Here is a 26,156-nt window from a genome sequence, read left to right as displayed (position 1 = left end):
CCGCGGAACGACTCGATGACCGACTGAATAGCACGATCAATCGAGGCTGACGATTCGGGCCTCGGCGCCGGAGGGCTTCAAAGACAACATGCCTACAGTGCGCGGGAGCGAAAACCGGCGCGGTCCCGCGCTTCCAGGGTTGAACAACATCGTCGTCCCGAGCATCTGTTGATATGGCCGATGAGAATGCCCAAAGATGACGACCATTGGCTGAAGCTCTTCGACCATCTGCTTGTCGCTCTTTCGAAGCTGATGCAACTCGCCAAAGATGTGACGAATGAAAACTCGGCGGCCGGCCAGTTCTTCCACGCGTTGGTCAGGAAAGTTTCCAAAGCTGTCGTTGTTGCCTTCTACTGCGAACACCGGGGCGATTTCTTCCAATCGGGCGATCACTTCGAGCTTTCCAATGTCGCCCGCGTGGATGATCGCGTCGACGCCCTCGAAGATGGAAACGATCGACGGATCGAAAAGCCCGTGAGTGTCAGATATCACCCCTATTCTCATTGGAAATTCCACGAGCAAACACAAAACGTGAAGTCGAGTCTTATTCTATCAGCGAGGCGTGTTCAGAGAAACCGGCTTGCAACCGCGACGCGCGCGAGAATTGGGCGGGCGGGGGAAAAAAGCGCGGACGAGTTACATCAAGAAGACGAACTCGTCCGCGATGACAGAGTGTTTCTCTATCAAGAGCAGCTTCGCGACAGACTAATCGATCTCGATGGCGCCGGATTTGGAGACGCTCACGCGGCGAGATTTGGTCGTATTGCTGATGACGATGTTCGGTTGCTTGGAGCCGGGCGCGAGGTTTCCCGATCGGGCGAAAATGACGGTCGCATCTTCTGAGACTTCGACACCCGCGGGCAGCTCTTCGGCTTCGACGCTATCGAGGCGGCCGTTGCCATTTCGATCGAGGCCGAACCTCTCCCCTTTGGCGTCGAAGATGACGCTGACGCTGACGCGTCGTTCGATTGCCTGCGCTCGCGCAAGCTCCAGTTCCTCTGCTATGCCGCCAGTCGCTGCGTTCAGTTTGTACATCGCAAATCCCATTCGGCCCAGGTGCAAGAGCAGGGAAGCGACGATCAGCACGACCAGAAGCCCGACTATGGCTTCCATCAAGCCGAGTCCCGCATCCGCGCGCCAGGCAGAGTTTGGTTTTGAGAAGACTCTCATAGTGCCTCCGATTTGGGATCGCGACCAGAACAAGTCGCTCTAGTTTAGCAATTGTGCGGCCAGACAGACTTGGGGCATAAAGATTCTAAAATCAGGGCTTTTAGGCTCGATGTGGAGCGGGCTTTAGACAGGAAGGGCTCGCTGTAACTTTGGGATACGGCATGTTACACCGTTTTCACAGTCGAAGCCGGGGCCAATAACGGCAACCGGCAATGAAAGATGGTTCCCGCGCTATCGCTTCTCTCCACCGAAACGTCCCCGCCGTGCGCGACGAGGATCTTCTGGACGAGTGCGAGACCAATACCGTAGCCGCGTGACTTGGTCGTGAAGAATGGAATGAATATGCGACTAAGGTCTTCTGGCGAGATGCCGCCGCCGGTGTCGCTGAACCTGACGTGGGCGTAGCGCCGATCCGGTGCGGCGTCGATCGCTCCGGTAATCACGATGGTTTTTTTGAGCGAGTGCGGATCAATGGCTTCAGCGGCGTTGCGAAGCAGGTTGATGAAGACGCGCCGCAGCAGCGATTCATCTCCGGCCAGTTGTGAAAACTCCCCTTCAACCTTCACCTCGATCGCGTTCCCGGTCAGATGAGGTCTTGCTTCATTGACGCAGGAATCGAGGATCGAGCGCACGTCGACTTTGACCAGACTCAGGTCCTGCGGGCGCGCAAAATTCAGGAAGTCGGTCACCAGCTTGCTCAACAATCTGGTTTCGTTTAAGGCGGCATCAAATGTGACTCGGCGATCGGCGTGGGATGAAGGCCGCTCGGCTTGCGCGTCAAGCAATTGAACGTAGCCGTGAATCGTGGCCAGCGAGTTCTTGAACTCGTGAGCGAGACCGGCAGCCATCTCGCCAAGGTTTGCCAGATTGTCTTTGAGCTTCATTCGCTCGCGAAGCTCGATGACTTCGGTTAGATCGGTCATCAAGCAAAGCGCGCCTTCAACTTTTTGCGACGCATCACAAATAGGCGAGACGCTCAAACCAACGCGGCGCGCGCCGTCTGGCAGCACGACGGCAACCTCTTCACGCCGGAACGACGTAGCTTTATCGAGGCATTCGGCGATCATCGCCGCCATCCGCGGAGATGATCTGAAGAAAGAACGATAATCGACGGTTGGTGAGAAAAGCTCCCCGGTGTGAATCTGCCGGCCGTGCGCAGAACCAGCGCTGAACTCGGCGATTCCAAAAATCTTCATCGCGTGCGCATTGACCGACGTGACGACTCCCCTTGAATCGATGGTGATTAATCCGCTGGGGATGTTGGCGATCAACCGCTCACTGAATCGCTCCGATCGTTCGGCGCGACTTCGTTCCAGTTCGTGAAGGTGCGCGAGCTCTCTTTCGTGTGCTTGAAGCTGTTCGACGAGAGCTTGAAATGTTTGAGCTACGAACTCGCCCTCGCTCATGGCCGACGAGGCACGGACCGGGCTGTGACGCGCGGCCTCCACCATTCTTCTGTATGGTCTCAGCAGCCAGCGGATCAGCATAAAAACGAGCCCGATCCCGAAGACCAACGAGATGATCTGATAGCTGAACAGGTAGATAATGATCGGCGAAGACCTGAGTTGGCTGCCGGTCCAGGAAAACAGCGCAAAGCTCAGCGCAATCAGCGACAGAAGCGACAGGACTAGAACCAGCATTGCCAGCCGGGCTTTGTTTTCGACTGAGCCTAATTTCATAGTGAGTCCAAACACAGCTCTGCGGGATCCGGATCGACAGCCGGGTGATCGGGCGTGCGTCTGAGCATGATCGGCCTCACTACTGTTGATACCGTAAGGACTGAACGCGGGTTATCGCTTGATGCGCCAGACTAGCACAGACTTGTCGAGCGAAACACGCGGTTTTGGGATCACAGGCTCGCGTCACCCTGGTACTCTCCATCTTCGCTTGAAGCCTGTTGCCCTGATCGATCTGACGCTCTCACACTTAGAGTGTTGTCAGTCAAAAAGGAGAGCCGGCCAGTCCTCTTGTACCTTGCCGGCACGGCGTAGACGCGAAAGTAAGCGCCTATAAGCTCAAGCGAAATCTTGTATCCCGGCGCGTGGGGGACGGTGATCTTCGTGAAGTCAAGCATCCCGGAGCCCTGGCGAATTGTGGTATCTATCTTATCCTTAACCAGGCGCGCATACTCCCATAGAGTGACCGCGGCGTTGTACTCGTTCTCGTTCATCCGCCGGAGTTGCCGCATCTTGAACTGCTTGTAAGCGTGCATTCCGAGAACGCCGATGAATACGGCAGCGAGGATAATCAGAACGATCGCCATTCTCCCACCAGTTCTTTTCTCTCGGAGCGCGGGTGTCCGGCCCTCAGATGTTTGGCGCGTGCTCGACTCTGCGGGCGGGACGCGCGCGCTCCAGGTTCAAGCCGAGACGGAGTGCGAATCTCGGAGGTCAACGCACCAGCACGTGCGCACCGGCCGTGGTTGTGTTGGAGGGGGTTCTCGGGAGTAGCTTATACACACCGGCAGGCCGAAAATCAATATCAACCTGCGTTACCTTGCGCGGGGCGTGGGCTTCGCCTGTTCCGGCGGCGAGGTCAACTAACGTGCCGAGCCATCTAACCTGCGGAGCCGGCGGTTGCTTGAAGTTTTCGAAAGCGTGGGGGCACGTGGTAATATGAAGGTGTTGATGATCCCCACTAAGATGATTCACTTCTCGACAAGCCCCGAGACTCGATGTGAGAAAGCGGTAGAGCTTTACGAATTATGATGGGTCGCGTGCGAAAGCTTCGAGAACGGTTCCTCGGACCATCCAGACCTGTTGAATACCTGGTTCGCAACGTACTCTTTCTTGGCTTCTTTGTGCTCCTCTTGCTTGTCGTAGACGTTGGCTATCAGAGCGTACAGAATCTCGCGGAACTGGAGAACGATCACATTCGGATTGACGAAACCGAAGAGCGCCATCTTCGGCTCGTGCTCGACATTTCAGAGACCGCGGGAAAGCTAAAGGCCGAAACGCAAGCCGCTGGAGGAAACCCATCGAATTCTCGTCTTCAGTTTCTGGCGCGGCAGCGACTCGAGACGCTCAAGAAGGAAATGGAGCGCGAAGTCGAACGGGCTCGATCGAGTTCGCTTGCGGATGGGGAAGAATGGACGCAATTCGCGACGTCCTACCGAGACTTTTGGGACGCGATGGAGAGAACCGGCTCGCCTTCTATTGACTGGCACGATGAGCGAGACAAAATGCTGCAGAACGTAAGAGGACTAGTTGAATTGGTCGACCGGGAGCGAGATGAGAATAACATCAAAACGCACCAGATGAACGTGGGCGCGCGCAACCGAATAGTGGCTGCAACGGGAGCGGTCTTGGCCCTGGGTATCGTAGTGGCCGTGTTGGCGTTTTATGAGATCCGCAGGAACCTAAAGCGACTCGCGAACGCTCACGCAGCGAGCGCAGAATCGAGGGACTATCTTCAATCACTTCTGGACAGCCTCGTCTCCGGGGTAGTGGTTATCGGAAACAACGGCGCCGTCGAGACGGTCAGCAAGTCATTCCGAAGTCTGCCAGGGGTCGGGGCAGGGTCCGAAAGGGGACAAAGCTACCAGGAGCTTTTTCGAAGCAACGCTTCGCTGTTGGCGGCCGTGTCAGCAGAACTCTCACAACCTTCGGCAGGTAGCCGTCACTACGGCAGAGTAGATCTGGGCGCGCGGCTGTTTGATTGTCTTACCTCGCCGTTGATAGTGGCGGGCGAGCGGCAAGGAATCATCCTGGTTTTTGTCGATGTCACCGACGCTACGCGTGCTCAGGCGGAGCTACAACGCAATCACGCTTTAACCGCTGTTGGACAAATGACGGCTCAGATCGCCCACGAGATCAAGAATCCGCTTGGCAGCATCCGATTTGCGGCTGAGTTTCTGAAGCGAAAGACGGGAACTGACAACTCAGACGACGTATCGACTATTCAGGTGATCGAGCGAAGCGTGGACCACTTGGCTGCGATCGTTACCGAGTTGTCAGAGTTCGCGCGGCCTAAGCAATTGAACCGCGCGGAAATAGACTTGAATGATCTACTCGACGAGCTGCTTCCGATGGTCGCCGATAAACTAAATGCCAAGCAGATGCGGGTAGAGAAGCACTACAGCCCAGGCGTTCCGCCCGGTTCCTATGATGCCACCGAGTTGAAGAAGCTTTTTTTGAATCTGATAATCAACGCTATCGAAGCGAGCGAGCCAGGAAGCTCGATTGAGCTGCGGACGAAGCTCAACGGCGAACGCGAAGTATCGGTGGACATCGTAGATCATGGGTGCGGTATGGATATCGAAACACAGCGGCGGCTGTTCGAGCCGTTCTACACTACGAAGGAGAAGGGAACCGGGCTGGGGATGGCAATCGCCAAACAGATCGCGGATCTGCACAGCGGTGACCTTAGCGTGGTCAGTCAAGCTGGCGCCGGCTCGACCGCGACCGTGAAGTTGCCTGTAACTAACTTCGTTGAAGCGGACAACAGTATTGGGGCTGTCAATCGTCTTAGCAGATGAGCCTTTTCCCCCTGAAGGACCCAGAAGCAATGGAGGTGAGTCTGATGAAGCTGCAGAAAAACCTGATGCTGGCGGTGAGCACCGTGCTTTCAGTCGCCCTGATCGGTGCGATGAGCGCAAAGACTTTTGCTCAAGATGGCCGGCCACGTTACAGCGCGACGCAGTCCGGGGAGCGAGGCTGGACGATACCTCCGGACACTGTCATCAGCGTGCAGATGAACGGTACTCTCACGTCGCGGACCGCTCGGGTCGGAGACAAGTTCACGGCAACGGTAACAGTTCCGGTGTACGTTAACGGCCGGACTGTCATACCAGCGGGCTCGATAGTTGAAGGCCGAGTTACCCAGGTGACCCCCGCGAAGCGCATGAACCGGTCTGGGACCATAGGAATAGATTTCGATAATCTTGTTTTTCCCAACGGCACTGCTGTCACTCTAGTCGGAAGCCTGACCTCGGATGATCCTGAAACACGACGGCGAATCGATGACGAGAGCCGCGTGTCGGGCGAGGGCAACAACCGGGCATCAGTCTTTGTCGGCGGCGGAGGCGCGATTGGAGCTGTGCTTGGAGGAATCGCCGGCGGAGGCAAGGGCGCGGTGCTCGGTGGAGTCGTCGGGGCTGGCGCCGGTATAGCGAGCATTCTACTGTCAAAGGGTGAAGAAGCCCAGGTGCCGTCTAGTACTCCGTTTGGGATTCAGATAAGGGAAGCGCTGATCATCAGGGAGAGCGTCATTTCTGAGACCGCGTCGGGCGGCGGAGATCGCTCTTCAGATCAACCGGCGGATCGTGCGGGGGATCGCTCGACGGATCGTACCTATAGGCCCGAGGCTGCCGGATCGCAACCGGATATTACAGATCGACCGATTCCGACCCGTAGCGAACCCGAGACTCGGCCTGAGACTCCCAATGATGTGGACAGGTCAACCGCCAATGCTCCCGCGCTTCCGCTCTCATCTCCAGAGATGGTCGGCAGAGCGCAAGCGGCATTGAAGGAGCAGGGCTACTACGAAGGCGAAATTGATGGTGTAGTAAGCTCACGCACCTCCAGCGCGTTGCGGGCTTATCAGCGCGAACACAATCTCCAGGAAACGGGTGACCTGGACCCGCAGACCGCAAAGAGTCTCGGAATTCTGGGCGCCTCGAACGTCAGCGACCGAACTCCTGAGCGCCCGAGAGAGCCCAGGACAGAAAGCACTGAGTTATCGAACACGGTAATGGCAAATGTGCTTTCGGCAAGTGCGAACCGGACGCCTGACGGCGCAATTTCCTTATCGATCAATACGCAAGCGAACACCGGCGGCTGGCGCTGGGTTGGCGAACACGTCGTGAACGGCGACACTCTCGAAGTATACGCAAAGGCTGTAAGGCCGACGGGAATGGTAACTCAGGCGCTTACCAGAGGGCGGATCGACCTCACCGTGCGAGACGGCGTGGAATACGTGCGACGAGTCGTGATTCACTCGGCGGGCGGCGATCAGACGATTGCATTGGGAGGTAGAACCGATGCCGGCGCGGAACCGAGTGCGCCCTCGGGAGCTACGGCTTCCTCGGCGAGCAGTCTGCACCGCAAGGCAGAGGAACTGCTTTCGGAGTACCAGCGGTTGTATGGCGTTCGGATGACCGGTACCGGTGTTGAGGTGGACAACGCGACGCAGTACCGGGAGGCTGAGATAGAATTACTGTTTGCAATAGACAGCTTCGCGAATGCGGCGCAGCTCTATGAACGGTTGGCCAGTTCGCTTCGAGACCGCCAGATCATGCGCGGCGCAACTCTGGCTATGGCGCGGCAGGCGAGACGAACGGATCGCGTTATATCAACCACAACAAGTCGCGCGGCAGACTCGCTGGCAACGAAGTGGGATTCTATACGACAGGACGTTTTGAGGCTTATGCAGACATACAACATCAACTCGTCCGAGATCGAGAACTGATGCATTCATGGTCGAGCGTGTAGCTGTCTCGACCGCTAACCAAGACATGGCACAGTTCGCGACGGCGCTCCAGCGCGGGCAATAGTCACCGGCGACGTCGGCTTGAAGACTGGCAGACCTTATTCGACCAGCCTTATCAACACCGCGCTCCACACCATAGTCAGGTCATCGGTCTTCTGTTGCGAGCTTCAACAATCTCACGGCCAAGATGGCGGACCTGAAAGAAATCGCAAAGCGCGTATTCCTCGGAACCCTAAGGGCGATCGAACCCGACTGTGCGATCAAGCAAAGGTTGCGAGTCGATGGTGAAACGCTGACCGTTGGCGCCCAACAGATAGCTCTTAGTGCCTATGACGAAGTTGTATTGATTGGAATGGGCAAGGCGAGCCTGAAGATGGGTGCGGCGGCTGAAGCTCTTTTCGGCGATAGGATCAAACGAGGAATTTTAGTGACCGACCGACGCTCAAATGTACCCGTACGATCTGAAGTTTTGGTAGCTGGACATCCATTGCCTGATGCCAACAGTTTGATCGCGGGTGAAAGGATTTTGGAGCTGGTGCGATGCTGCGGCGCGGGCTCTTTGATTGTGTTTCTCATCTCCGGGGGAGGCTCCTCGCTGGTGGAGACGCCGGTGTCACCGCGGATATCGCTTGAAGATCTGAGACTCACGAATCAATTTCTGGTCGGCTGCGGAGCTACCATCCGGGAGATCAACATAATCAGAAAGAGTTTGTCGAGGATAAAGGGCGGACGGCTTGGGCGGCTTGCCGGGACTTCGACCTGCGTTGGGCTGTACATATCAGACGTCAATCCCGGTGATTTGGGTTCGATCGCCTCGAACCCGCTCCTGCCAGAAAAGGTTGAAGTCGATGACTTCTTCGACGTGGTGAACAAGTTCAAGTTAATGGACGAACTCCCCGCTTCAGTCGCGAGCTTGATGCGGCAAGGAGATAGTATCAGTTTGTCGGATGAACAAAGCGTGACCGCGAAGCGCCCGGTGACCGAGCTTGTGCTCGACAATTCCAGCGCCGTTCATGCCGCGGCCAAACTGGCGAAGCAATCTGGGTTTCGAGTAGAAGTGGACGCTGACATGGTCGAAGGTGAGTATAGAGCGGTCGCAGAACGGTCGGTTAATCGTCTCTTGAACCTCAAATCTTCGTTTCCGAATGAGCGGGTCTGCGTGATCTCGGGGGGCGAGGTTTCGTGCTCTGTGCGGAGCGACGGTATCGGTGGGCGCAACCAGGAATTCGTGCTATACTCCGCAGCGCGGTTGGCTGACTCAGGCGTCCTTGAAGGAGCAGCGGTGCTTTCGTGCGGCACGGACGGCATTGACGGAAACAGCAAAGCAGCCGGGGCAGTCGCAGATCCCGAACTCGTAATCAAAGCCGGACAACGCGGAGCAGATGCCGCAATCTTCATAAGCAGCAACGATTCTAATTCGTTTTTCAAGCAGGCGGGCGGCCTCGTCGTAACGGGACCAACGGGCAATAATGTCAGGGACCTTAGGGTGCTGATGGCTCAATGAGGCAGGGTCCGGTTAGATTCATTTCGATTTCGAACGCAATGGAGGAGGAGCGATGAGCAGAATCGTACCGGTTGTGGCAGTTCTACTTTTGTTGGTCGCCTGTGATAAGAAACCCGCCCCGGTGGCAAAGCCTCAAAAAGATCCAAAGATAGCAGCGATCGAGGAGAGGATCTCCAAGACGACGCCGGAAGGGAAAGAAGTCATCGAAAAGGTGCTGGCGATGAAGCCCGAGGTGAATGAGCAGTTATCGACCAAGACGGTTGGGGAGATGGCGGACGACTATGCCAAGAACAAGGGCGCGTACAATATAACATCGATTGGCTGGGAAGCGTCTCAAAAGAAGACCGGGAGATGGAAGGTAGTATTCAGCTACCTGGACTGGCAGAAGCACTTGCTGGCAGCGGAGTGGGAATACGATTCGGCCACCAAGAAGGTATACCCATTCGAAAGGGATAACGCTCCCGGCTTCTTTAGCAGCGAAGGAGCAGAGCCACAAGGCAAGAAAGGTAAGAAATAGCGCCATCGCATTCTGAAGCACGCCCGTTGACGAGACAGGCCGCGCTCGATTGTTGGGTCGATGATGAAGTCGGTAGTCCTTATTGTAGATGACGAACCAGCCGCCCGGTTCGGAATGAAGAGGGCGCTGGAGAAGGAAGGGTACACCATACATGAAGCCGACAGCCTCGAGAGGGCGGACGAGGCTGTTGAGAACCACTCGCCTAGCGTCGTTCTTCTGGACGTAAGACTTGCCTCAGGATCCGGTCTGGATTACTTGCCTTCGCTGGTTTCGAGAGAAAACCCACCGGTAGTCATAATAATCACCGCGCACGGCTCTGAGCGTATGGCGGTTCAAGCAATCAAACTTGGCGCTTACGACTACCTTGCAAAGCCTTTCGATGTCGACGAGTTGCGTATCCTCGTTCGCAACGCGTTGGAAGCTCATTCGCTCAGAGTGGAAAACACCAAGCTCCGGCGAGAACTGGCGGCGACCGGTACTTTTGGGCAGTTGATCGGTTCGTCTTCGACAATGGAACGGGTGTACTCTCTGATCGAGAAAGTCGCGCAGACTGACGTCAATGTTCTGATCACAGGCGAGTCAGGTACCGGAAAGGAAATGGTTGCCAAAGAGATTCATATGAGGAGCCGGAATGCCTCGGGTCCATTTGTCAGCCTGAACTGCGCGGCTTTACCGAGCGAGCTGATCGAGTCTGAGCTGTTCGGCCACGAGAAAGGGGCGTTTACCGGAGCTTCGGGAAGGCGAGTCGGGAAGTTTGAAGCTGCCAACGGCGGAACGCTATTACTCGACGAGATAGGTGACATGAGCCTGTCGACGCAAGCAAAAGTTTTGCGGGTTATTGAGGAGAGAAAGTTTCAAAGGCTGGGGAGCAACGAGACTATCTCCACAGATGCGCGGATAATCAGTGCGACTAACAAGCTGCTTGAAAAGGAAGTTGAGTTGGGACGATTCAGGGAGGATCTCTACTATCGCCTATGTGTCGTCAAAATGAGCTTGCCACCCCTACGCGAGAGAAGGAGCGACATCCCGGCGCTCGCCGACGCGTTTTGTCATCGCTTTTCGATCGCGTACCACAGCGAGCCGATGAAGATTTCCAAGGCAGCTCTCAAAGTGTTGCTCGATTATGACTGGCCAGGGAACGCACGTCAGCTAAGAAACTGCATTGAGAGAGCCGTTGTTCTTTCTGACACCCAAGAGGTTACCATTGAGGCGTTACCTGAAGAAATAGCTTCAGATCAAAACCGCGGCCGGCCAGCAACCGAGACATCCGTGACTGCTAAGGGTTCCGAGTCGCTAGACTTCAGGAGCGCCAAGAAAGAGTTTGAACGGCAATTCATCGAGAACTCTCTTGATCAAGCCGGCGGTAACGTAACCAGGGCGGCTGCGAGGCTAGGAATGCACCGTCAGAGCCTTCAGCACAAGATCAAGGAACTCGGGCTGAGCAAGCGATTTGTTTCGGAAGAATGACTTTCCGGTGTTCTTCAGAACGGAATGTCATCCTCAGTAACCGGCGCAGCCGACGCCTCTTGTGCATGCGGCTTGGCGGCTGGCTCATCCCTCATCGCAGGAGCATCGTCGCCGCGAGGTCCGACGAACTGAAGGTCTGAAGCGTTTACATCCAAGCTCATTCTTGTGTTGCCGTCCCTATCCTGATATTCCCTCTGCGTCAACCGTCCTTCGAGGTAGACAAGCTTACCCTTGCTCAGGTATTGGCTCGTCGCTTCAGCTCTGCTTCCCCAGACGCTCACATTGAACCAGGTCGTAATATCTTGATACTCACCTGCTCGGTCTTTCCTGCGCTCTGTGGTCGCCACGGAAAAGCTACAGACGGCAGTGCCCTGGGGGGTGTATCGCAACTCTGCGTCACGACCCAGATAGCCAACAATTGTAATCCTGTTAAACGACGCCATATCTACGCCTCCTGTATTGTTGTTACCCAGGTGAATTGCGAGCGGGACTATATCACATTTCTAGCGGAACGCCATCGAAAAGAGACTCGAATTCGTCTCACATTTTATAATCGCTGGCATCGTCAACAAGGCTTTCAGGCCAGTCATCGGGTTGTGAAGCGGCGTCTTCAGTGATTGCGGTGCTCGAATTCTTGATGACCTCATCGTTGACATAGATAGGACAGTCAACACGCAACGCCAAGGCGATTGCGTCGCTTGGTCTTGAATCTACCACCAGGACTTCACCGGCTCGTGTTAATTCGATCACCGCCAGAAAAGTGTTGTTAATCAAATCCGTAATTACCACTCTTCTCACCGAGGCCCCGAACTCCCAAATAATATTCTTGAGCAGATCATGAGTCATCGGCCGTTGAGTGGCAAGTTTTTCAATCTCGACTGCGATCGCGTTCGCTTCAAAAGGGCCGACCCAAATTGGAAGCATTGACTCTCCGTTGACGTCTTTGAGAATTATAATCGGAGTGTTTGCAGCCGGGTCCATCATTAGGCCGCGGATTTTCATTTCGATTTCCATCGATGTTCCTCAACGGGTCGCGATGTCAAATGCGTCGCGACTAACCAGCGCGCGGTTAAGGTGTTGTCAAAGATTGGTTGCAACCGACTTCGGTTCGATTAGATCACAATAGGTCTGGAAAGTCTATCGAGTAGCTTCTTTGCCCGTCTAGACGGGGTGCGATCAAGACAGGACTTGAGGTCAGTCGAGTTGTTAGTGTGTGCGTTGTCCGGGTAGCTTCGTAGATGTCCTGTCTGTGGAAGATCGGGTGGAGCGAGTGTCATCTCCGGCGGTTCTGTTCGTTTGAACCGCACCGGGCTACTGGTAGCGGACGATGCGCGCCACGGGATCGTGTTCGCCGCTGCTTGACACCAGTCACCCTTGGCATTAGGATGCAAGCGTTTTGGCGGAGCGGAACCAGCAAGAAAATGGTAATTGCTATAGCCAATCAGAAGGGCGGCGTAGGAAAAACAACAACCGCGATCAATCTATCTGCCGCTCTTGCGCGCGCCGGAAAAAAGGTCTTGCTCATCGATTTGGATCCGCAGGCCAACAGTTCGTTAACTTTTCTGGCTCATGATGCGATTGAGCTGTCGATATATGAATTCCTCACTGATGCGCAAGTCATCCGCGAGAACGTCATAAGACGAACTTCGCTTCCGGGACTGGATATTTTACCTTCCAGAATCAGCCTTGCTAAGTTCGAGAGCAAGCTGATAGGTGAATTTGACGCTCCATTCAGGCTTAAAGACAGGATGGATGGTTTGGCCAGTTCCTACGAATTCATCGTCATCGACACGCCTCCGACGCTCGGTCTGATCACCGTGAATGCTCTGGTCGCGTCGGACTATTTGATCGTACCAATTCAACCATCCTACTTCGCTCTCGAGGGAACGGACGACCTTTTAGATACCGTCGAAAAGGTGAGAGCGAGACCTAATCCTAACCTTAAGGTGTTAGGGGTGCTCATAACCCTTCTTGATAAGAGGACAACGCTTGCGAAGGACATTCACGAACAAATCAGACAGGTATTTGGCGAGAAGGTATTCGATACAGTGATCAGCAAGTCCGTTCGCCTGGAGGAAAGCCCGGCTTACAAGGAATCGATCTTTACTTTTGCGCCAAACTCAACGGGCGCCATCGAATATGCTAGCTTGTGCGAGGAGGTAATGCGCCGTGTCTAAGAAGGGACTACCGGACAACTTCAAGCTGCGCCACGACTCTCATTATGTAGAACTGCTGACGAGTAGGGGAGCCGGGGCACCGGTGGGCCGCATGATTCCTATCGATAAGCTTGCGCCCAATCCCTTGCAGCCGCGAGTCGAGATAGGCGATCTGTCTGAGCTTGTTTTATCGATCAAAGAGAAGGGGGTTCTCGAACCTCTGCTTGTGCGTCCAAGCGATGTTGGCGGCAGATTCATGATAATCAGCGGTGAGCGCAGATACCGAGCGAGTATGGAGGTGGGCCTTGCTGAACTTCCTTGCATCGAGATGGACGTGGATGATCGAGCGGTTGCCGAGATTTCGTTGATCGAGAACTTGCAAAGGAAGGATCTCACTCCGTTTGAAGAAGCCGATGGGCTCGTAGCTCTAGCGAAGCGCTTCGGCTACAAGCATGAAGAGATCGCCAGAAAGCTGGGCAAGGCGCGAACCTCAGTGACTGAGACGATTTCAATAGCTAACATACCACCGGACGTGAGAGATCTATGTCGGCGAGCCGACATCGCTTCGAAGTCAATGCTGCTTCAGGTCGCGAGACAGCCGACTGACGACGAAATGCGGGAGTTCGTTTATAAGATCGGCGCCGCCGGCCTGACAAGGGACCAGGCTCGGGAAATAAGACAAGGAAAACCACAGAAGGTGAGGAAGTTTTCTTACCAATACGATGATCCCGACAGTGAATGGTCGCTGACAATTACATTTCGGAGACCGGAAGCGACCAACCAAGAGTTAGTGGGTGCTTTGAAAGACACCCTGGCAGCGATCGGCGACTAAGAATACCTTTACTTCTATTTTTTCGCGAGCTCCGCTCTGTACCGCTTAGCTAGCTTCCGCGCAAGCTTATCGAGCTGAGGCTTGAAAGGCTTTAGCAGTCGAACTCTGAGTCCGCCCTGCTTCTCCCTCCACTTTTCAAAGTGCCTCTCGACGTAACTCTTGATTGCAGGTTCCAGCAAGGTCTTCTTTACGCCTTTCGAAAGCGTGAGCTGGTAGTGCTGGGCAACCAATGATAAGACGACCTGCGCCAAATTCGATTTTAAGGCTAGTCTCGTCAGTAGCCTCTTCGGAAACTTTTCCTTCGGCGCCAAGACGCTTAATGACACCTCTGCCCAGGCTGATTGTCCTGCCATCTTCGGGTGGTATAGAGCTGGTAGGGTGGCCCTTTGTGTCGGTGAAAGCCTCGGCTCCATTATTGTATCCACCAGGACAATCTTAGATAGACCTCTGAGATGCTCTTGTGGGACTACCTCAAGCACCATTTCGACTTTTCGATTTAGATCCTTAATGTGGTTACCCGAGAGAACTTCAATTTTTACATTCATGTTTTTCTTGAGTCTCAGCCAGGCTTTGTATGCAGGAGGTTAGCTGGCGTTATCTACGGTGTTCCCTTCAGCGCATTCTCTAGGATAGAGACTCTGGCTTCGAGCCTACGCACGGTCTTTTGGATATCGGGTAGTTTGGAGAAAGCGACTGATGACCGCAGCCAGTTCCTATGATCCATTTGCGGCGCGCCCGAGACTATCTCCCCCGCCTCGACGGAGTTGGCAATTCCGGTTTGGGGTGTAGCAACCGCGCCGTCTCCGATTTTTAGATGGCCCGCTGCACCGACCTGCCCGGTCAGTACTACTCCGATACCCGTCTTAGTTGATCCGGCAAGTCCGACCTGGGCACATAGGAGGTTATCAGTACCTATGTCGCATCCATGTCCTATGTGAACCTGGTTATCGATCTTGGTTCCTCTATGAACTCGAGTCTCGCTCAGCGTGGCGCGATCAATTGTGGTGCAGGCGCCAATTTCGACGTCGTCTTCAACAATCACAGTCCCCGTCTGGATGATCTTGTACCACTCACCATTGGATTGCTTTGCGTAGCCGAAACCGTCCGAGCCGATGACTGCGTTGTCCTGGATGATGCAGTTTCTTCCGATGATTACCCCTTCGCGTACGACGCACCCCGAGTGTAACAGAGTGCCGTCGCCGATCTCGGCGTCCTCTTGTACTGTACATCTGGCGTGTATTCGAACTTCATCCCCCAAAACTACGCGTTCGCCAATGTACGAAAGGGCGCCAATGTATACGTTTTCTCCGATAACCGCCGTGTCGGCAATCCACGCCGTCGGGTGAATCGATGGAGGCATAACGGTCGTGGAAAAAAAAATCTCCACTGCCTTTGCAAATGCCAAATAAGGATTCTCATGCCGTAAGAGAGCAAGACTCATCGGAGGACAGTCGTTGCCGACTAGAAGAGCGGAGGCCCTGGTTCGCTTTGCTTCACCTTGATATTTCTTGTTTGTGAGGAAGCTCAGATCTCCTTCGCGCGCGCTCTCTAATGTCGCCACGCCAAGGATATCGACCGATCCGTCCCCTTCCAACCTACATGAAAGTCTATCCGCAACCTCTGCTAGTTTCACCGGCTAACCTTTACAGTCCTGAGTAGTGGATAATCAAACGTTCTTCACGGCCTCACAAAGAAGAAACCGTTGCGTCTGACTTCTTTCGCAGTTCGCATAGAATATGGCAAACTGATCGCTACGCCGTCAACCCCGCTAATCTTTGGGCAGCCATGAGTGCGTTATTCGAAGAGAGGTTTTTGAGTTATCTGCGCGTCGAGCGAGGCCTGTCCGCCAATACGCTGACTGCGTACAGAAATGATCTGGGAAAGCTCTCCCGCTTTGCGAAATCGTGCGGCAAAGATCCCTTGTCGCTAAAGGCGGAGGATCTCGCGACGTTCGTGCGGTCGCTCCATAACCAACGCCTAAACCCTAAGTCCATAGCCAGGGCGTTGGTGGCCGTTCGAGGTTTCTATAAGTTCTTGATACAAGACGGGCATCTAACGCTCGACCCAAGCGCCAACCTCGAGACTCCCAAGACGTGGCAATCCCTGCCTCGGTTCCTTGCGACCGAGGAAGTTGACCGGCTGCTCAGCTCTCCAATTACATCGACAGACCTGGGATTGCGAGACAAGGCGATGCTCGAGGTTCTGTATGCCACTGGCCTTCGTGTTTCCGAGTTAGTTAGTTTGACGCCCGGAAACCTCAACCTCGATCTTGGATTTTTGACAGTCTTCGGGAAGGGGGACAAGGAGCGAGCGGTTCCACTAGGAAGGAGCGCAGTTGAATGGACGCGAAAGTATCTTGCCGTCCGCACGCGCCTAGTGCTTAAGGGCAGCGCAAAGCCAGCCCTGTTTATTAATGACAACGGGCAGCCTCTCACCAGGCAGGCGTTCTGGAGAATATTAGTGTCGTATGGTGAAAAGGCTGGAATCGGTCACATCACACCCCACTTGCTCAGACATAGCTTCGCTACTCATCTGCTCGAGAACGGCGCGGACCTTCGGTCAGTGCAAATGATGCTGGGACATAGCGACATAAGTACGACGCAGATTTATACACACATAACCAACGAGAGGCTTCGAGAAATATATAAGAAGTTCCACCCTCGGGCTTGACGCGACAGCAATCGAAGGGCGTCATATCTCTGCAATATGGGGACTGCGAGTGAACATCTCGACCAAATAGTCATGCAGGCAGTTATACAACTGCCGTTGAAAGTCCCATTCGAATCCTCGTGCCTCAATCTCTCTCGGCTTTAGATGAAGTCGATAAGGTTCATCGTACACTCTCTTTACCTTCAGCGTGACAATCACCTCAACGCCGGGTGACACCTGACGCGCCTCCCACTCGAACAAGGGATGCGAATAGCGGGAGAGTTCTTTTGTGACCTTGTTCAAGTATTCTCGTTCTCTTGCGCTATCTGGATCCGACATTTTGAGTCCCTCCGATCACAATTAGTAACCCAATCGTCCGTTTGCGATTATAGCTGACTCAAACCAAAAGTATGAAAGTCGAGACCCGTGATTGCGCGTCGCCCGACTGCCGCAAAGGCATTCGTATGACAATCTGAAGACTGTGAAATCCGAAACGACGGATGAAAGTACACCGATCTCAGTTTGGACCAAAGTTGACAAACGAATTCTTCGATCCCTAGTATGCTTCTGCAGCCCCGGTGGAGAATGGTTAATGGCAAATATCAATCGAGAATCAGTATTGGCCGTACTTCGAACGGTCGAGGACTCGGACCTCAAGCGTGATATCCTGAGTCTAAACTTCGTCCGCGATCTTGAAATTGACGTCTCCACAGTCAAATTCAGGCTGGTAGTGAACACGCCCGCATCTCCCGTCAAGGCAAAACTGGAACGATCTGCGCGCGAGGCGGTACTGAGCGTTGCGGGTGTGGAAGCGGTCGAAATCAGTCTTGAGTCGGAAATACCGCGGGCGCGGGCGGTTGAAGGCAAACAACCGGTGCCAGGTATATCCAACATTGTTGCGGTCAGCTCGGGTAAGGGCGGAGTCGGAAAGTCCACGGTCGCCGTGAATCTTGCCATAGCGCTTGCTCAATATGGGGCTAGAGTGGGCCTGCTTGACACTGACGTATACGGGCCTAATGTGCCGATTATGGTCGGCGTCAACGCGGAGCCGGCGGTGCGTGGACAAAAGCTGCTTCCACATCGAGTGTATGGAATTGAGGTTATGTCGATCGGATTTCTCAACCGCGGAGACCGTCCGGTGATATGGCGTGGACCCATGCTGCATACTGCGGTTAAGCAGTTCCTTTACGACGTGGAGTGGGGAACTCTCGACTATTTGATTGTCGACATGCCTCCCGGAACTGGAGACGCCCAGCTTAGCCTCGCCCAACTCGTGCCTGTCCAGGGCGCAGTCCTCGTCACCACGCCTCAGGAAGTCGCAATGGCTGACGTGCGCAAAGCGATTAACATGTTCGAGCAGGTCCACATCCCGGTTCTGGGTATCGTTGAGAACATGAGCTATTTCGTTTGCCCGACGTGCCAGGGCCGCCATGAAATTTTTGGATCAGGAGGCGGCGAGGAGTTAGCAAAGCAGTTCAATACGAATCTGCTCGGGCAAGTGCCGCTTTCCATCAACGTGCGGGAAGGCGGCGACATAGGTGTTCCCATAGTTGTCGGGGCACCTGATAGCTTGCAGGCAGTAGCGTTCAAACAGATTGCACAGAACGTCGCGACCCAGGTGGGCCTCCTTGCTCTACGCGGCGGCGGATTGCCCGTAATAGATATGAGCGACAGTCGCGGCGATCGCTTCGCGGTATAGGCGGGCATCGTGCATTGCGCCGTTGATAAGCTGGGGGCGTGCATTTATAATGTTGAAGCGGGTTGGGCTCCGGTTGGCGTCGGCTTCATCAGGAGAGCCCTTAAACAGCAAGAATTCGGATAACGTAAAAAGAGGAGAGTACGAATGGTATCACTAACTGAAACTGCTACCACGGAAGTTAGAAAGTTCATCGAGGCTGAGAACGCTGGACCGGAAGCTGGATTGCGTATACGCGTCGTTCCCGGCGGCTGCAGCGGATTCTCGTACTCGATGCAGATTGAAGATGGACCGCGTGCCGGCGACGAGATTCTGGATCACGAAGGCCTCAAAGTCTTCGTTGACCTGTTCTCTAAGCAGTATCTTGAAGGCGTCCAGGTCGACTATGTGAACTCGGTCATGGGTTCCGGGTTCACCTTCAGCAATCCGAACTCTACTGGTAGTTGCGGATGCGGTAGTTCGTTCTCCGTCTAAGGAACGCAGCCGCTCAGTCGGTTCGAGAGAGGCCGTGAGTTCACACCGCGGCCTCTTTCGTAGAGTGCCCAGTGGCGCCTACTGTTCTGTCTCAGCTACTCCGTGTCGCGAGCACTCCTTGTTTACTCATGCTGATACCACCTCGATTCATACCGCCATACTAGCCCGATAATTAGAAGATTTCTTACATTATTCAAACATGGGACGACCAAAATTGTGGGGCATTTGAAGTGCCGAGCTTCGCGGTCGACATTTGGTTGACACTCAAACGACTGATGTTTATAGTGGGACGCTCTCACGTGACGGCGCCTTGCTGGTCTTCGAACTTGTAAGAAAGGCACAGGCCAAAGAAACGAATCAGAATGACTAAGGAGGACGTATGCTACCGGCTTCGATTCTTCAACTGTCAATTTTAATGCCCGATCTGCGGCTAGGATTCTTTTTCTCGGACACGATTTTTCACCCACCGACGGAGGCTTCGGCATACATCCAGATAATTCTTAGGTGGCTCCACTTCCTGGCTGGGATAATTTGGATAGGGCACCTCTATTATTTCAACCTTGTTAACGTGAACTTGATGAAAGCCCTCGACGGCCCAACCAAAGGGAAGGTGATTCCTCAGTTGATGCCCAGGGCGCTTTGGTGGTTTCGATGGGGGGCGCTGATCACCGTGTTAGTCGGGTTGGCGTACTACGCTATGTACATGCTGGCAACCGATGCGAAGAACCCTGCGAACGTTGCTGCCGGCGGCAGGAACGTTTGGGTCATCTTAGTGGTGTGGCTGCTCATGCCGCTGATAGCATTCGCAATTGAGATGGCTCTAGTTAAAAAAGTAGATAACGGCTGGGTGCTGGCAGTGATTGTCGCAATACTCGTGAGTCTAATGACGATCGGAATTATCTGCTGGCTGGCATCATCGCTTCCGATGGTTGTGAGCACGTCTACGTTCGCTATAGGGATCGGCGGAGCACTCGGGCTAGTCATGCTGTTCAACGTCTGGGGGATCATCTGGCCCAATCAAAAGCGCATCATCTCCTGGACTGCAGACAATGCGGAAAACGGCACCGCCATTCCGGCAGAGTCGGCAAAGCTGGGCCGCGTAGCATTTTTAGCGTCACGAACGAACACTTGGCTTTCCGTACCGATGCTGTTCTTAATGGCGGCATCGTCGCATTTCAGCGGCTTCCTTGGTGTCAACAAGCTGTGACAGACATCGACAATGCGGCGGTTTCGCGCTGCCGCTAAAGAAGATTATGAAGCGCTGAGGGCGGAACTGATGAAGCTACAAGACCACCCACGAAGTAATCTGGGAGCGGACGGTACCCGGACTCAGAGGCTGGAAGCCGCCTTCAAGCTGCAACACAACCTGAAACATATTACTTTAGAGGTCGTCCTCGCGACACCTATGATGTCAGCTTAGGTATCCGGCCTCTCGTCGAACGCGTTGGAGCTTACTTCGTTGAGGACGACTGGTAAGGCTTCCAACTTCAACTCAGTTTCGAAGCGAACCCATTTTTCGTTGAGAGCTTAGACTAAGGCCAGGAGTTTTGCGTGTGCTCCTTGCTGATGTTAAGGTTCACCTATCACCGAGCGAAGACGGAGCGACGATGTCCGAAGCTAGCGAGCAGACGACTAAGGTATCTATCCTGTATGAATCCCAGAGGGAGCTACGGGCGCGATTTGGTTTGTCCTATGGTTGGGAAATGGCTCAGTCTTATTCCGGCGTCTCAGAAGAGCATCGGGGGGTGCGCGGGAATGCTGGTCTGATAGACCTCTCCTATTTTGGCGCGATCAAGGTTTGGGGTAGTGAAGCTGTTCAATTCCTCAATGGGTTAGTGACCAATGATGTCAAGACTCTCGCAGCGGGAACTGGAATGCGGGCCGCCTTCTTGACGGGCCATGGCAAAGTAAGAGCGCTTTGCCGGGTCTTAAACCTGGGCGAGGAGTTTCTGGTTGTTACTGATCCTCAAACACATGAAAAGGTCTTCAAGTACGTATCCCCGTTTTCGTACGCGGGTGACTTTAAAGTGGAAGATGTTTCCGAGAAATATCGACTTCTATCGGTGCAGGGGCCTAAGGCACACCTCATTATGAAGGAGGTCTGCTTTGAACCGGTCCCTTCGCTTGACGAGTATCAATGGTTTGACACGCTGATCGCTGGCCACCGCGCACTGGTTACGCGGAGTTCACACACCGGTGAACTCGGCTTCGACATCTTCGTGCCGGCCTCGGCGCTCAAGGATCTTTGGGATTTCATTCTGCTCAAGGGTCAGTTTCACTCAATTGTTGCATTCGGCCTTCTGGCATTTGACTCGCTAAGATTAGAGGCGGCAATTCCAGCATATGGGATCGACGTTGATGAAACGAACATGATGCTTGAGATAGGACTTGAAGACGCGGTTAGCTTCAAGAAGGGTTGTTATACCGGGCAGGAGGCGGTTGCGATGGCGACTTATCGCGGGCACATCAGCAAGAAGCTCTCAGGCCTAAAGATAGAAGGCGATTCGATACCAAAGCGCGGAAGCGTTGTCATAAAGGACGGAAAGGAAATTGGACTTATCACGAGCGCGATGCGGTCGTTGAGCGTCGGATCAATAATAGCCTTAGCCTATTTGAAATTTGGATTCTTTGAGCCCGGCAACATTGTCGAGGTTCAATCGGACGCCGCGCCGCTTTTAGCGCAGGTAGTAGAATTGCCTTTTTACAGAAGGGGTTGACTGAGAGAATGCGAGATGACACTTCACGTTCTTTAAGCGAATTGTCAAAGCCGATCCTTCTTAAGTGTTTGCTTGAGGTATAGCAAATCAGGCTAGGCATTGGGGTGAGGTCATCAATGGTGGGATTGGCGGCATGAACAATCTGCACGCAAGACCCAAAGTTGGTGTGATGGGTTCGGCCGGCAAAGGCACGAACGAAGCCGACTCAACGCTCCTAACCTCTTTGGCCGAACGGTTGGGGCAAGTAATAGCTGAGCGTGGTTGTGTGTTGGTGACCGGCGCCACGACGGGTTTTCCTGACATTGTTTCTCGTTCGGCGCGGAGACATGGCGGCGTGAGCATAGGCATCTCACCGGCTTCCTCCAGAGAGGAGCATGTCTCTCAATACGCGCTTCCGGATGATGGGGTCGATCTAATAGTCTACACCGGCTTCGGCCTGAAGGGGCGGAACGTGGTCAACGTGCGAACCTCAGATGTCGTCATCATCTTCGGAGGAGGCATCGGCACGCTGAACGAGTTCACGATTGCCTACGATGAGGAGAAGCTGGTCGGTGTGCTCGAGGGAACCGGCGGCGTAGCCGATCGAATCAAGGAAATCATAGCGCTATCGAATAAGCAGGCCCGGTGGGAGCTAGTCTTCGAGTCGAGTCCCGAAGCCCTCATCGATAATTGTCTGAGAGTGTTACGTAGGAGTAGCTGAAAGCGACCTGCCTTTGGGGGGGCTGGCAAGGCGGAACACGGACTCATCGACTTTTTAAGCGGATGTCATCGGAGTGCTCCAATAGCGATTCTCGTAGTACCTTCGCAATCCATCGATGCCTTCACGAAGGAGATCATTCACCGTCACGTCACCCTCAACTGGTGATGTCACGCTGATCTTACCATCGTCTCCGGGCTTAATGGAAAGATTGCCCTTAGGTGTGAGCATCTCGATCAACCCATCCCATAGGGATTCGTCCATGACGATCACGAAGCCGTCGCCGCCAAATGCGTAGACCTTGTCATCGCCGGCTTTAACATAGGACTTATCGTGCTCGGTCTGAAGCCAGTCGATTAGACTCGCAAGTTCGGTCAGCAATCCCTTGTAGGGGCCTTCGAAGCTTCGTTCTGTTGAAGTTCTTGTCATTGTTAGTTGAGCGGGGCTCAGTTTCTTTTCGCCGGACGACCGCCCGGCTTCAGTGAACGGTTCACCCACGGCCTTCCCAACCAATCTGCTTCAATTGACCGTTCTCGAGGATAACGGGCACGGTGGGATCTCCTTCGGTGATCGACAGCATCTCCTCTCGGAATTTCATATTGTCTTGCGCGTTAAACTCCTCGAAGGCGATTCCGCGCGCGTTGTAAGACTCACGAGCTTTTTCGCAGTAGGGGCAGCCGGGCTTGGTGTATATTTTGACTTCCAATGAACCTTTCTCCTACAGGGGCGTCACAGGTGAAGCGGCCAACGCCGGTAGTTTAACAAAGTGATCTAACTGCTGCCAAGCGCGATCTCCAAGATTTGATTAGGGTTCCCACAAATGATATCGTTTCGGCGTTGGCGCGGTTCGCTGAATCATTCATGATCGGGGTTCATAAAGAACGAGCGAATGCTGATGAAAAATCTAGACGAACCAAAACAACGAGCAGCGGAGCGCGCACTGGAGTTAGTCGGTAGCGGCCAGGTCATCGGTCTGGGAACTGGCTCTACGGCAAAGTTCGCGATTGAAGGATTAGGCCGCCTTGTTCGAGCAGGACTGTCGATCAAGGGTGTACCCACGTCGATTGCTACTGAGCGAATGGCGCGCGAGCTTGCGATACCGCTTATAGATCTGAATGACGCCGGCATGGTAGATGTCACTCTGGATGGCGCCGACGAGGTCGATCCGGATTTCAATATGATCAAGGGTGGGGGCGGCGCCCTTACGCGTGAAAAGCTTGTCGCGCTCGCCTCTGTAAAGAGAGTCATATTAGTCGATGAGAGTAAGCTTGTTTCAAAGCTTGGTCAGTCGCGCCTGCTGCCCGTCGAAGTGCTGCCATTTGCGTGGACATTTTCGGCGCGTCTGTTGAATGACTTCGGCTGCGTAGCAAGCCTGCGTGAGCAAGGTGGAAAGCCTTTTGTAACCGATAACGGCAACTACATCCTTGACTGCGCCTTTGGTGCTATCGAAGATCCGGCGGCTTTGGAGAAGAGAATCAAACTCCTTCCGGGCGTAATCGAGTGCGGGTTGTTCATCGGAATTGCTGATGCGCTGATTATAGGGTTCCAAGACAGGGTCGAGGTCCGAGAGCGCCGCGCTTGATTTCCTTTGCCTGACCGCATGAGCCTGCTGTAGAATCCCCCCAACCCCCAGACATCTTCCTGCCCCTTCCGGAGGTTATCTGTGAATTCGTCAGACGTGAGAGAAGGACTCTTTGAGAACTTTAGAGAATTGGTGGAGATAGAAGTGTGTCGCCATCGCGCGATGGTCCCCGAGAACAACAAACTGCTGCGATGCTTTCAATACATTAAGATGGATTCGGTCTCGGTTGGCGACTATTGCTGGAACGGCGAGTGTACCAACTGTCAGATCTGGTATCAGGCGGAGAGTGGTGAGATCAAATCTGGCCTTGCGTGTCGATTGTATGTGACGGCGGGTATGATTATCACCGGGTTGAGTCCGAATCTCAAAACTGATCTGACGGAATAGAAAATCAATCCCTTGCTTTAAACACAAACCTGTAGATCATTTCGGCCAGAGCATCTACCGCACGCTCCTTATCGAACTCGCAACTACCGATCGCGTAGTCCTGGGACACGTCAAAAACAACTCTGTGCACAATGAAAGCTGCGGCATCCACGTCGATATCCCAGGTAAGGCCGGCCTTGTGCGCAAGCGATATCAATTCCTGCAGCCTTGCGATGGAGCGATCCATCACCGCCCTATGCCGCGCCGCAAAGTCTTCGTCCTTAAGCAGAAGCTCGCTTACTACCCGATGAAGCCCGGAGTGCTTTTGTTTGTCGGCGATGGTGTGTGCTATCGCTTGTCTTATCCTTCGCTTTAGATCGGAATCGAAAAGGTGTTCGGGTTTGAGGCTCGCAAAGACGTTCTTATACAGTTCATCAGCCAGCCGGTCGAAAATCGTGAGCAGCAGTTGTCGTTTATCTGTGAAGTACACGTAAAAGGAACCAATGCTTACGCCGGCTTCGGATGCAATGTCATTAGATGTGGTCTTCTCGTATCCGCGCTCTTGGAACAACTGAATCGCCGCCTGAACAATCTTCTCTTTGGTCTGTTTGCTGCGCTCCTGCTTCGGATTTGCCGGGACGCCCAGCACTATTGATTCACCCATCTGGTTCCTCCGTGACTCCTGCGAACGCTGCTTGATTATTTCGTGACCTATTATACCCGCCCGTGAGGCCGCGCTCAAAACAATAACCGACGATGGGTCAGGATCGTCGTCCGCCTGGTTGTCGATTTGCTGCCTCATGGGGTGGATGATATCCTTTTCATCTTCAACTTTGAGATTGATCTTGAACTTAAGGAGTAATGTATGAGGGCGGTGGCCATAACCGGACACGGGGGCTTGGAGGTCCTCCAAGTTACTGATCTTCCCGACCCGGTAATCGATGACAATGAAGTGTTGATCCGCGTAAAGGCATGTGCGCTTAACTATCTGGACGTTTGGGTGAGACGGGGGCTGCCGGGCGTCGAGATCTCGATGCCGCACGTTCTTGGCTCGGACATCGCCGGTGTCGTAGCGCAGGTTGGCCGCCTGGTCAAAAACGCGAAACCCGAGCAGGCAGTGGTGCTCTCGCCCGGCGTATCGTGCATGCATTGCGAGTATTGTCTGTCTGGCCGCGACAACCTGTGCGCGTCGTACGACATATTGGGTTATCGCGCAAACGGCGGGTACGCAGAGTACGTGAAGGCGCCCTCGTTTAATGTGATCCCAAAGCCGGAGAGCCTAAGCTTCGAGGAAGCAGCATCTATCCCGCTTGTGTTCCTGACGGCGTGGCACATGCTTGTCAATAGAGTCGAGTTGAAACCCGGCGAAACCTTGCTGGTGCATGCCGCGGGCAGCGGCGTTGGCTCGGCCGCGATCCAAATTGGAAAGCTTTTAGGCGCTCGAGTCTTTGCCACTGCGAGCACCCCCGCAAAACTCGCGAAAGCCAGGTCTCTTGGCGCGGACGAAGCCATTAACTATCAACAAGAAGATTTCCTCGATGCTGTCAAAAGGCTGACCGGTAAGCGCGGCGTCGACGTCGTCTTCGAGCATACTGGCGAAGAGACCTGGGAGAAGAGCGTTCGCAGTCTCGCGCGAAGCGGCAGGCTGGTGACGTGCGGCGCCACATCGGGCTTCAAGGGTAACCTGGACATCAGGTACTTATTCTCCCGGCAGATCAGTCTCCATGGGTCATACATGGGAGCGAAGACTGAGTTGCTGGAGGTTATGAAGTTTTTTGAAGACGGCAGATTGAAGCCGGTAGTTGATCGTGTGCTGCCACTCGAAAAAGCAGCGGAGGCGCACAAAGCTATCGAGGATCGCGCCCAGTTTGGAAAGGTTGTGCTAGTACCGTGAGAGAAA

The 26,156-nt window shown here is 54.1% G+C and carries 28 protein-coding genes; 16 read left to right on the top strand and 12 right to left on the bottom strand.

What is annotated here, in order from left to right; all coding sequences use genetic code 11:
- Positions 1-36 precede the first annotated feature (36 nt).
- The 4 genes from AABO57_01725 to AABO57_01710 all read right to left on the bottom strand — a co-directional run bounded on the left by AABO57_01725 (position 37) and on the right by AABO57_01710 (position 3,433).
- Positions 37-492 (bottom strand): metallophosphoesterase family protein, encoded by a 456-nt coding sequence (locus tag AABO57_01725; GenBank protein MEK6284443.1) that lies wholly within the window; start codon positions 490-492, stop codon positions 37-39.
- 213 nt (positions 493-705) lie between these two features.
- A complete protein-coding gene (locus AABO57_01720) occupies positions 706-1,170 on the bottom strand; it encodes a GspH/FimT family pseudopilin (protein MEK6284442.1) in 465 nt (154 codons plus the stop codon).
- Positions 1,171-1,334: 164 nt separating this feature from the next.
- Complete coding sequence (locus AABO57_01715) at positions 1,335-2,849, bottom strand: ATP-binding protein (GenBank protein MEK6284441.1); 1,515 nt, start codon at positions 2,847-2,849, stop codon at positions 1,335-1,337.
- Positions 2,850-3,019: 170 nt separating this feature from the next.
- The gene (locus tag AABO57_01710) at positions 3,020-3,433 is read right to left on the bottom strand and encodes a hypothetical protein (protein MEK6284440.1); all 414 of its coding nucleotides are present in this window, start codon (positions 3,431-3,433) and stop codon (positions 3,020-3,022) included.
- 453 nt (positions 3,434-3,886) lie between these two features.
- Between AABO57_01710 and AABO57_01705 the strand changes: the two genes are divergently transcribed.
- The 5 genes from AABO57_01705 (at position 3,887) to AABO57_01685 (ending at position 11,087) form a co-directional block, all read left to right on the top strand.
- Complete coding sequence (locus AABO57_01705; protein MEK6284439.1) at positions 3,887-5,647, top strand: ATP-binding protein; 1,761 nt, start codon at positions 3,887-3,889, stop codon at positions 5,645-5,647.
- Positions 5,648-5,691: 44 nt separating this feature from the next.
- A complete protein-coding gene (locus tag AABO57_01700) occupies positions 5,692-7,578 on the top strand; it encodes a peptidoglycan-binding protein (GenBank protein MEK6284438.1) in 1,887 nt (628 codons plus the stop codon).
- 208 nt (positions 7,579-7,786) lie between these two features.
- Positions 7,787-9,103 carry a DUF4147 domain-containing protein gene (locus tag AABO57_01695; GenBank protein MEK6284437.1) on the top strand — a complete coding sequence of 439 codons (1,317 nt, stop codon included), beginning with the start codon at positions 7,787-7,789 and terminating at the stop codon, positions 9,101-9,103.
- Positions 9,104-9,155: 52 nt separating this feature from the next.
- Positions 9,156-9,620, top strand: coding sequence for a hypothetical protein (locus AABO57_01690; GenBank protein ID MEK6284436.1), 465 nt, complete (start codon positions 9,156-9,158; stop codon positions 9,618-9,620).
- A gap of 60 nt (positions 9,621-9,680) precedes the next feature.
- Entirely contained in the window at positions 9,681-11,087 is a 1,407-nt protein-coding gene (locus AABO57_01685; GenBank protein ID MEK6284435.1) for a sigma-54 dependent transcriptional regulator, read from the top strand.
- A 14-nt stretch (positions 11,088-11,101) separates the two neighbouring features.
- On the opposite strand, the gene ssb is transcribed toward AABO57_01685, so the two are convergent.
- Positions 11,102-11,530 (bottom strand): single-stranded DNA-binding protein, encoded by a 429-nt coding sequence (ssb, locus tag AABO57_01680; GenBank protein MEK6284434.1) that lies wholly within the window; start codon positions 11,528-11,530, stop codon positions 11,102-11,104.
- Between the two features lie 97 nt (positions 11,531-11,627).
- Entirely contained in the window at positions 11,628-12,101 is a 474-nt protein-coding gene (locus tag AABO57_01675; protein MEK6284433.1) for a bifunctional nuclease family protein, read from the bottom strand.
- A 407-nt stretch (positions 12,102-12,508) separates the two neighbouring features.
- Between AABO57_01675 and AABO57_01670 the strand changes: the two genes are divergently transcribed.
- Positions 12,509-13,264, top strand: coding sequence for a ParA family protein (locus tag AABO57_01670; protein MEK6284432.1), 756 nt, complete (start codon positions 12,509-12,511; stop codon positions 13,262-13,264).
- The gene (locus tag AABO57_01665) at positions 13,257-14,075 is read left to right on the top strand and encodes a ParB/RepB/Spo0J family partition protein (GenBank protein ID MEK6284431.1); all 819 of its coding nucleotides are present in this window, start codon (positions 13,257-13,259) and stop codon (positions 14,073-14,075) included. The genes AABO57_01670 and AABO57_01665 overlap by 8 nt, the downstream gene beginning before the upstream one ends.
- 14 nt (positions 14,076-14,089) lie before the next feature.
- Here AABO57_01665 and AABO57_01660 read toward each other — a convergent pair whose 3' ends face one another.
- Complete coding sequence (locus tag AABO57_01660; GenBank protein MEK6284430.1) at positions 14,090-14,620, bottom strand: hypothetical protein; 531 nt, start codon at positions 14,618-14,620, stop codon at positions 14,090-14,092.
- 53 nt (positions 14,621-14,673) lie between these two features.
- Positions 14,674-15,708 carry a UDP-3-O-(3-hydroxymyristoyl)glucosamine N-acyltransferase gene (lpxD, locus tag AABO57_01655; GenBank protein MEK6284429.1) on the bottom strand — a complete coding sequence of 345 codons (1,035 nt, stop codon included), beginning with the start codon at positions 15,706-15,708 and terminating at the stop codon, positions 14,674-14,676.
- A gap of 152 nt (positions 15,709-15,860) precedes the next feature.
- Here lpxD and xerD point away from each other — a divergent pair, with 152 nt between their 5' ends.
- Complete coding sequence (gene xerD / locus AABO57_01650; protein MEK6284428.1) at positions 15,861-16,745, top strand: site-specific tyrosine recombinase XerD; 885 nt, start codon at positions 15,861-15,863, stop codon at positions 16,743-16,745.
- 21 nt (positions 16,746-16,766) lie between these two features.
- Here the strand turns inward: xerD and AABO57_01645 are convergent, their stop codons facing one another.
- Positions 16,767-17,063, bottom strand: a complete 297-nt coding sequence (locus tag AABO57_01645) for a hypothetical protein (GenBank protein MEK6284427.1) — start codon at positions 17,061-17,063, stop codon at positions 16,767-16,769.
- Positions 17,064-17,316: 253 nt separating this feature from the next.
- On the opposite strand from AABO57_01645, the gene apbC reads away from it, so the two are divergent.
- The 5 genes from apbC to AABO57_01620 all read left to right on the top strand — a co-directional run bounded on the left by apbC (position 17,317) and on the right by AABO57_01620 (position 22,311).
- The gene (gene apbC / locus AABO57_01640; GenBank protein MEK6284426.1) at positions 17,317-18,423 is read left to right on the top strand and encodes an iron-sulfur cluster carrier protein ApbC; all 1,107 of its coding nucleotides are present in this window, start codon (positions 17,317-17,319) and stop codon (positions 18,421-18,423) included.
- Between the two features lie 144 nt (positions 18,424-18,567).
- The gene (locus AABO57_01635) at positions 18,568-18,894 is read left to right on the top strand and encodes an iron-sulfur cluster assembly accessory protein (GenBank protein MEK6284425.1); all 327 of its coding nucleotides are present in this window, start codon (positions 18,568-18,570) and stop codon (positions 18,892-18,894) included.
- A gap of 379 nt (positions 18,895-19,273) precedes the next feature.
- Positions 19,274-20,101, top strand: a complete 828-nt coding sequence (locus tag AABO57_01630) for a urate hydroxylase PuuD (protein MEK6284424.1) — start codon at positions 19,274-19,276, stop codon at positions 20,099-20,101.
- Positions 20,102-20,501: 400 nt separating this feature from the next.
- Complete coding sequence (locus AABO57_01625; GenBank protein ID MEK6284423.1) at positions 20,502-21,611, top strand: aminomethyltransferase family protein; 1,110 nt, start codon at positions 20,502-20,504, stop codon at positions 21,609-21,611.
- Positions 21,612-21,744: 133 nt separating this feature from the next.
- Entirely contained in the window at positions 21,745-22,311 is a 567-nt protein-coding gene (locus AABO57_01620) for a hypothetical protein (protein ID MEK6284422.1), read from the top strand.
- 54 nt (positions 22,312-22,365) lie between these two features.
- On the opposite strand, the gene AABO57_01615 is transcribed toward AABO57_01620, so the two are convergent.
- Together AABO57_01615 and AABO57_01610 are read right to left on the bottom strand one after the other, a co-directional pair.
- Positions 22,366-22,737 carry a hypothetical protein gene (locus AABO57_01615; GenBank protein ID MEK6284421.1) on the bottom strand — a complete coding sequence of 124 codons (372 nt, stop codon included), beginning with the start codon at positions 22,735-22,737 and terminating at the stop codon, positions 22,366-22,368.
- 61 nt (positions 22,738-22,798) lie between these two features.
- On the bottom strand, positions 22,799-23,014 hold the full coding sequence (locus tag AABO57_01610) for a glutaredoxin family protein (GenBank protein MEK6284420.1): 216 nt from the start codon (positions 23,012-23,014) through the stop codon (positions 22,799-22,801).
- 189 nt (positions 23,015-23,203) lie between these two features.
- Here AABO57_01610 and rpiA point away from each other — a divergent pair, with 189 nt between their 5' ends.
- Positions 23,204-23,890 carry a ribose-5-phosphate isomerase RpiA gene (gene rpiA, locus AABO57_01605; protein MEK6284419.1) on the top strand — a complete coding sequence of 229 codons (687 nt, stop codon included), beginning with the start codon at positions 23,204-23,206 and terminating at the stop codon, positions 23,888-23,890.
- An 81-nt stretch (positions 23,891-23,971) separates the two neighbouring features.
- Positions 23,972-24,277: a hypothetical protein gene (locus AABO57_01600; protein ID MEK6284418.1), complete on the top strand. Its 306-nt coding sequence runs from the start codon at positions 23,972-23,974 to the stop codon at positions 24,275-24,277.
- Positions 24,278-24,281: 4 nt separating this feature from the next.
- On the opposite strand, the gene AABO57_01595 is transcribed toward AABO57_01600, so the two are convergent.
- The gene (locus tag AABO57_01595) at positions 24,282-24,920 is read right to left on the bottom strand and encodes a TetR/AcrR family transcriptional regulator (protein MEK6284417.1); all 639 of its coding nucleotides are present in this window, start codon (positions 24,918-24,920) and stop codon (positions 24,282-24,284) included.
- A 201-nt stretch (positions 24,921-25,121) separates the two neighbouring features.
- On the opposite strand from AABO57_01595, the gene AABO57_01590 reads away from it, so the two are divergent.
- A complete protein-coding gene (locus tag AABO57_01590; protein ID MEK6284416.1) occupies positions 25,122-26,150 on the top strand; it encodes a zinc-binding dehydrogenase in 1,029 nt (342 codons plus the stop codon).
- The last annotated feature ends 6 nt before the right edge of the window (positions 26,151-26,156 follow it).

The organism is Acidobacteriota bacterium (assembly GCA_038040445.1).
GTDB classification, from domain to species: Bacteria; Acidobacteriota; Blastocatellia; order UBA7656; family UBA7656; genus Onstottus_A; species Onstottus_A frigus.
This window is presented reverse-complemented; position numbering and strand designations above follow the sequence as displayed.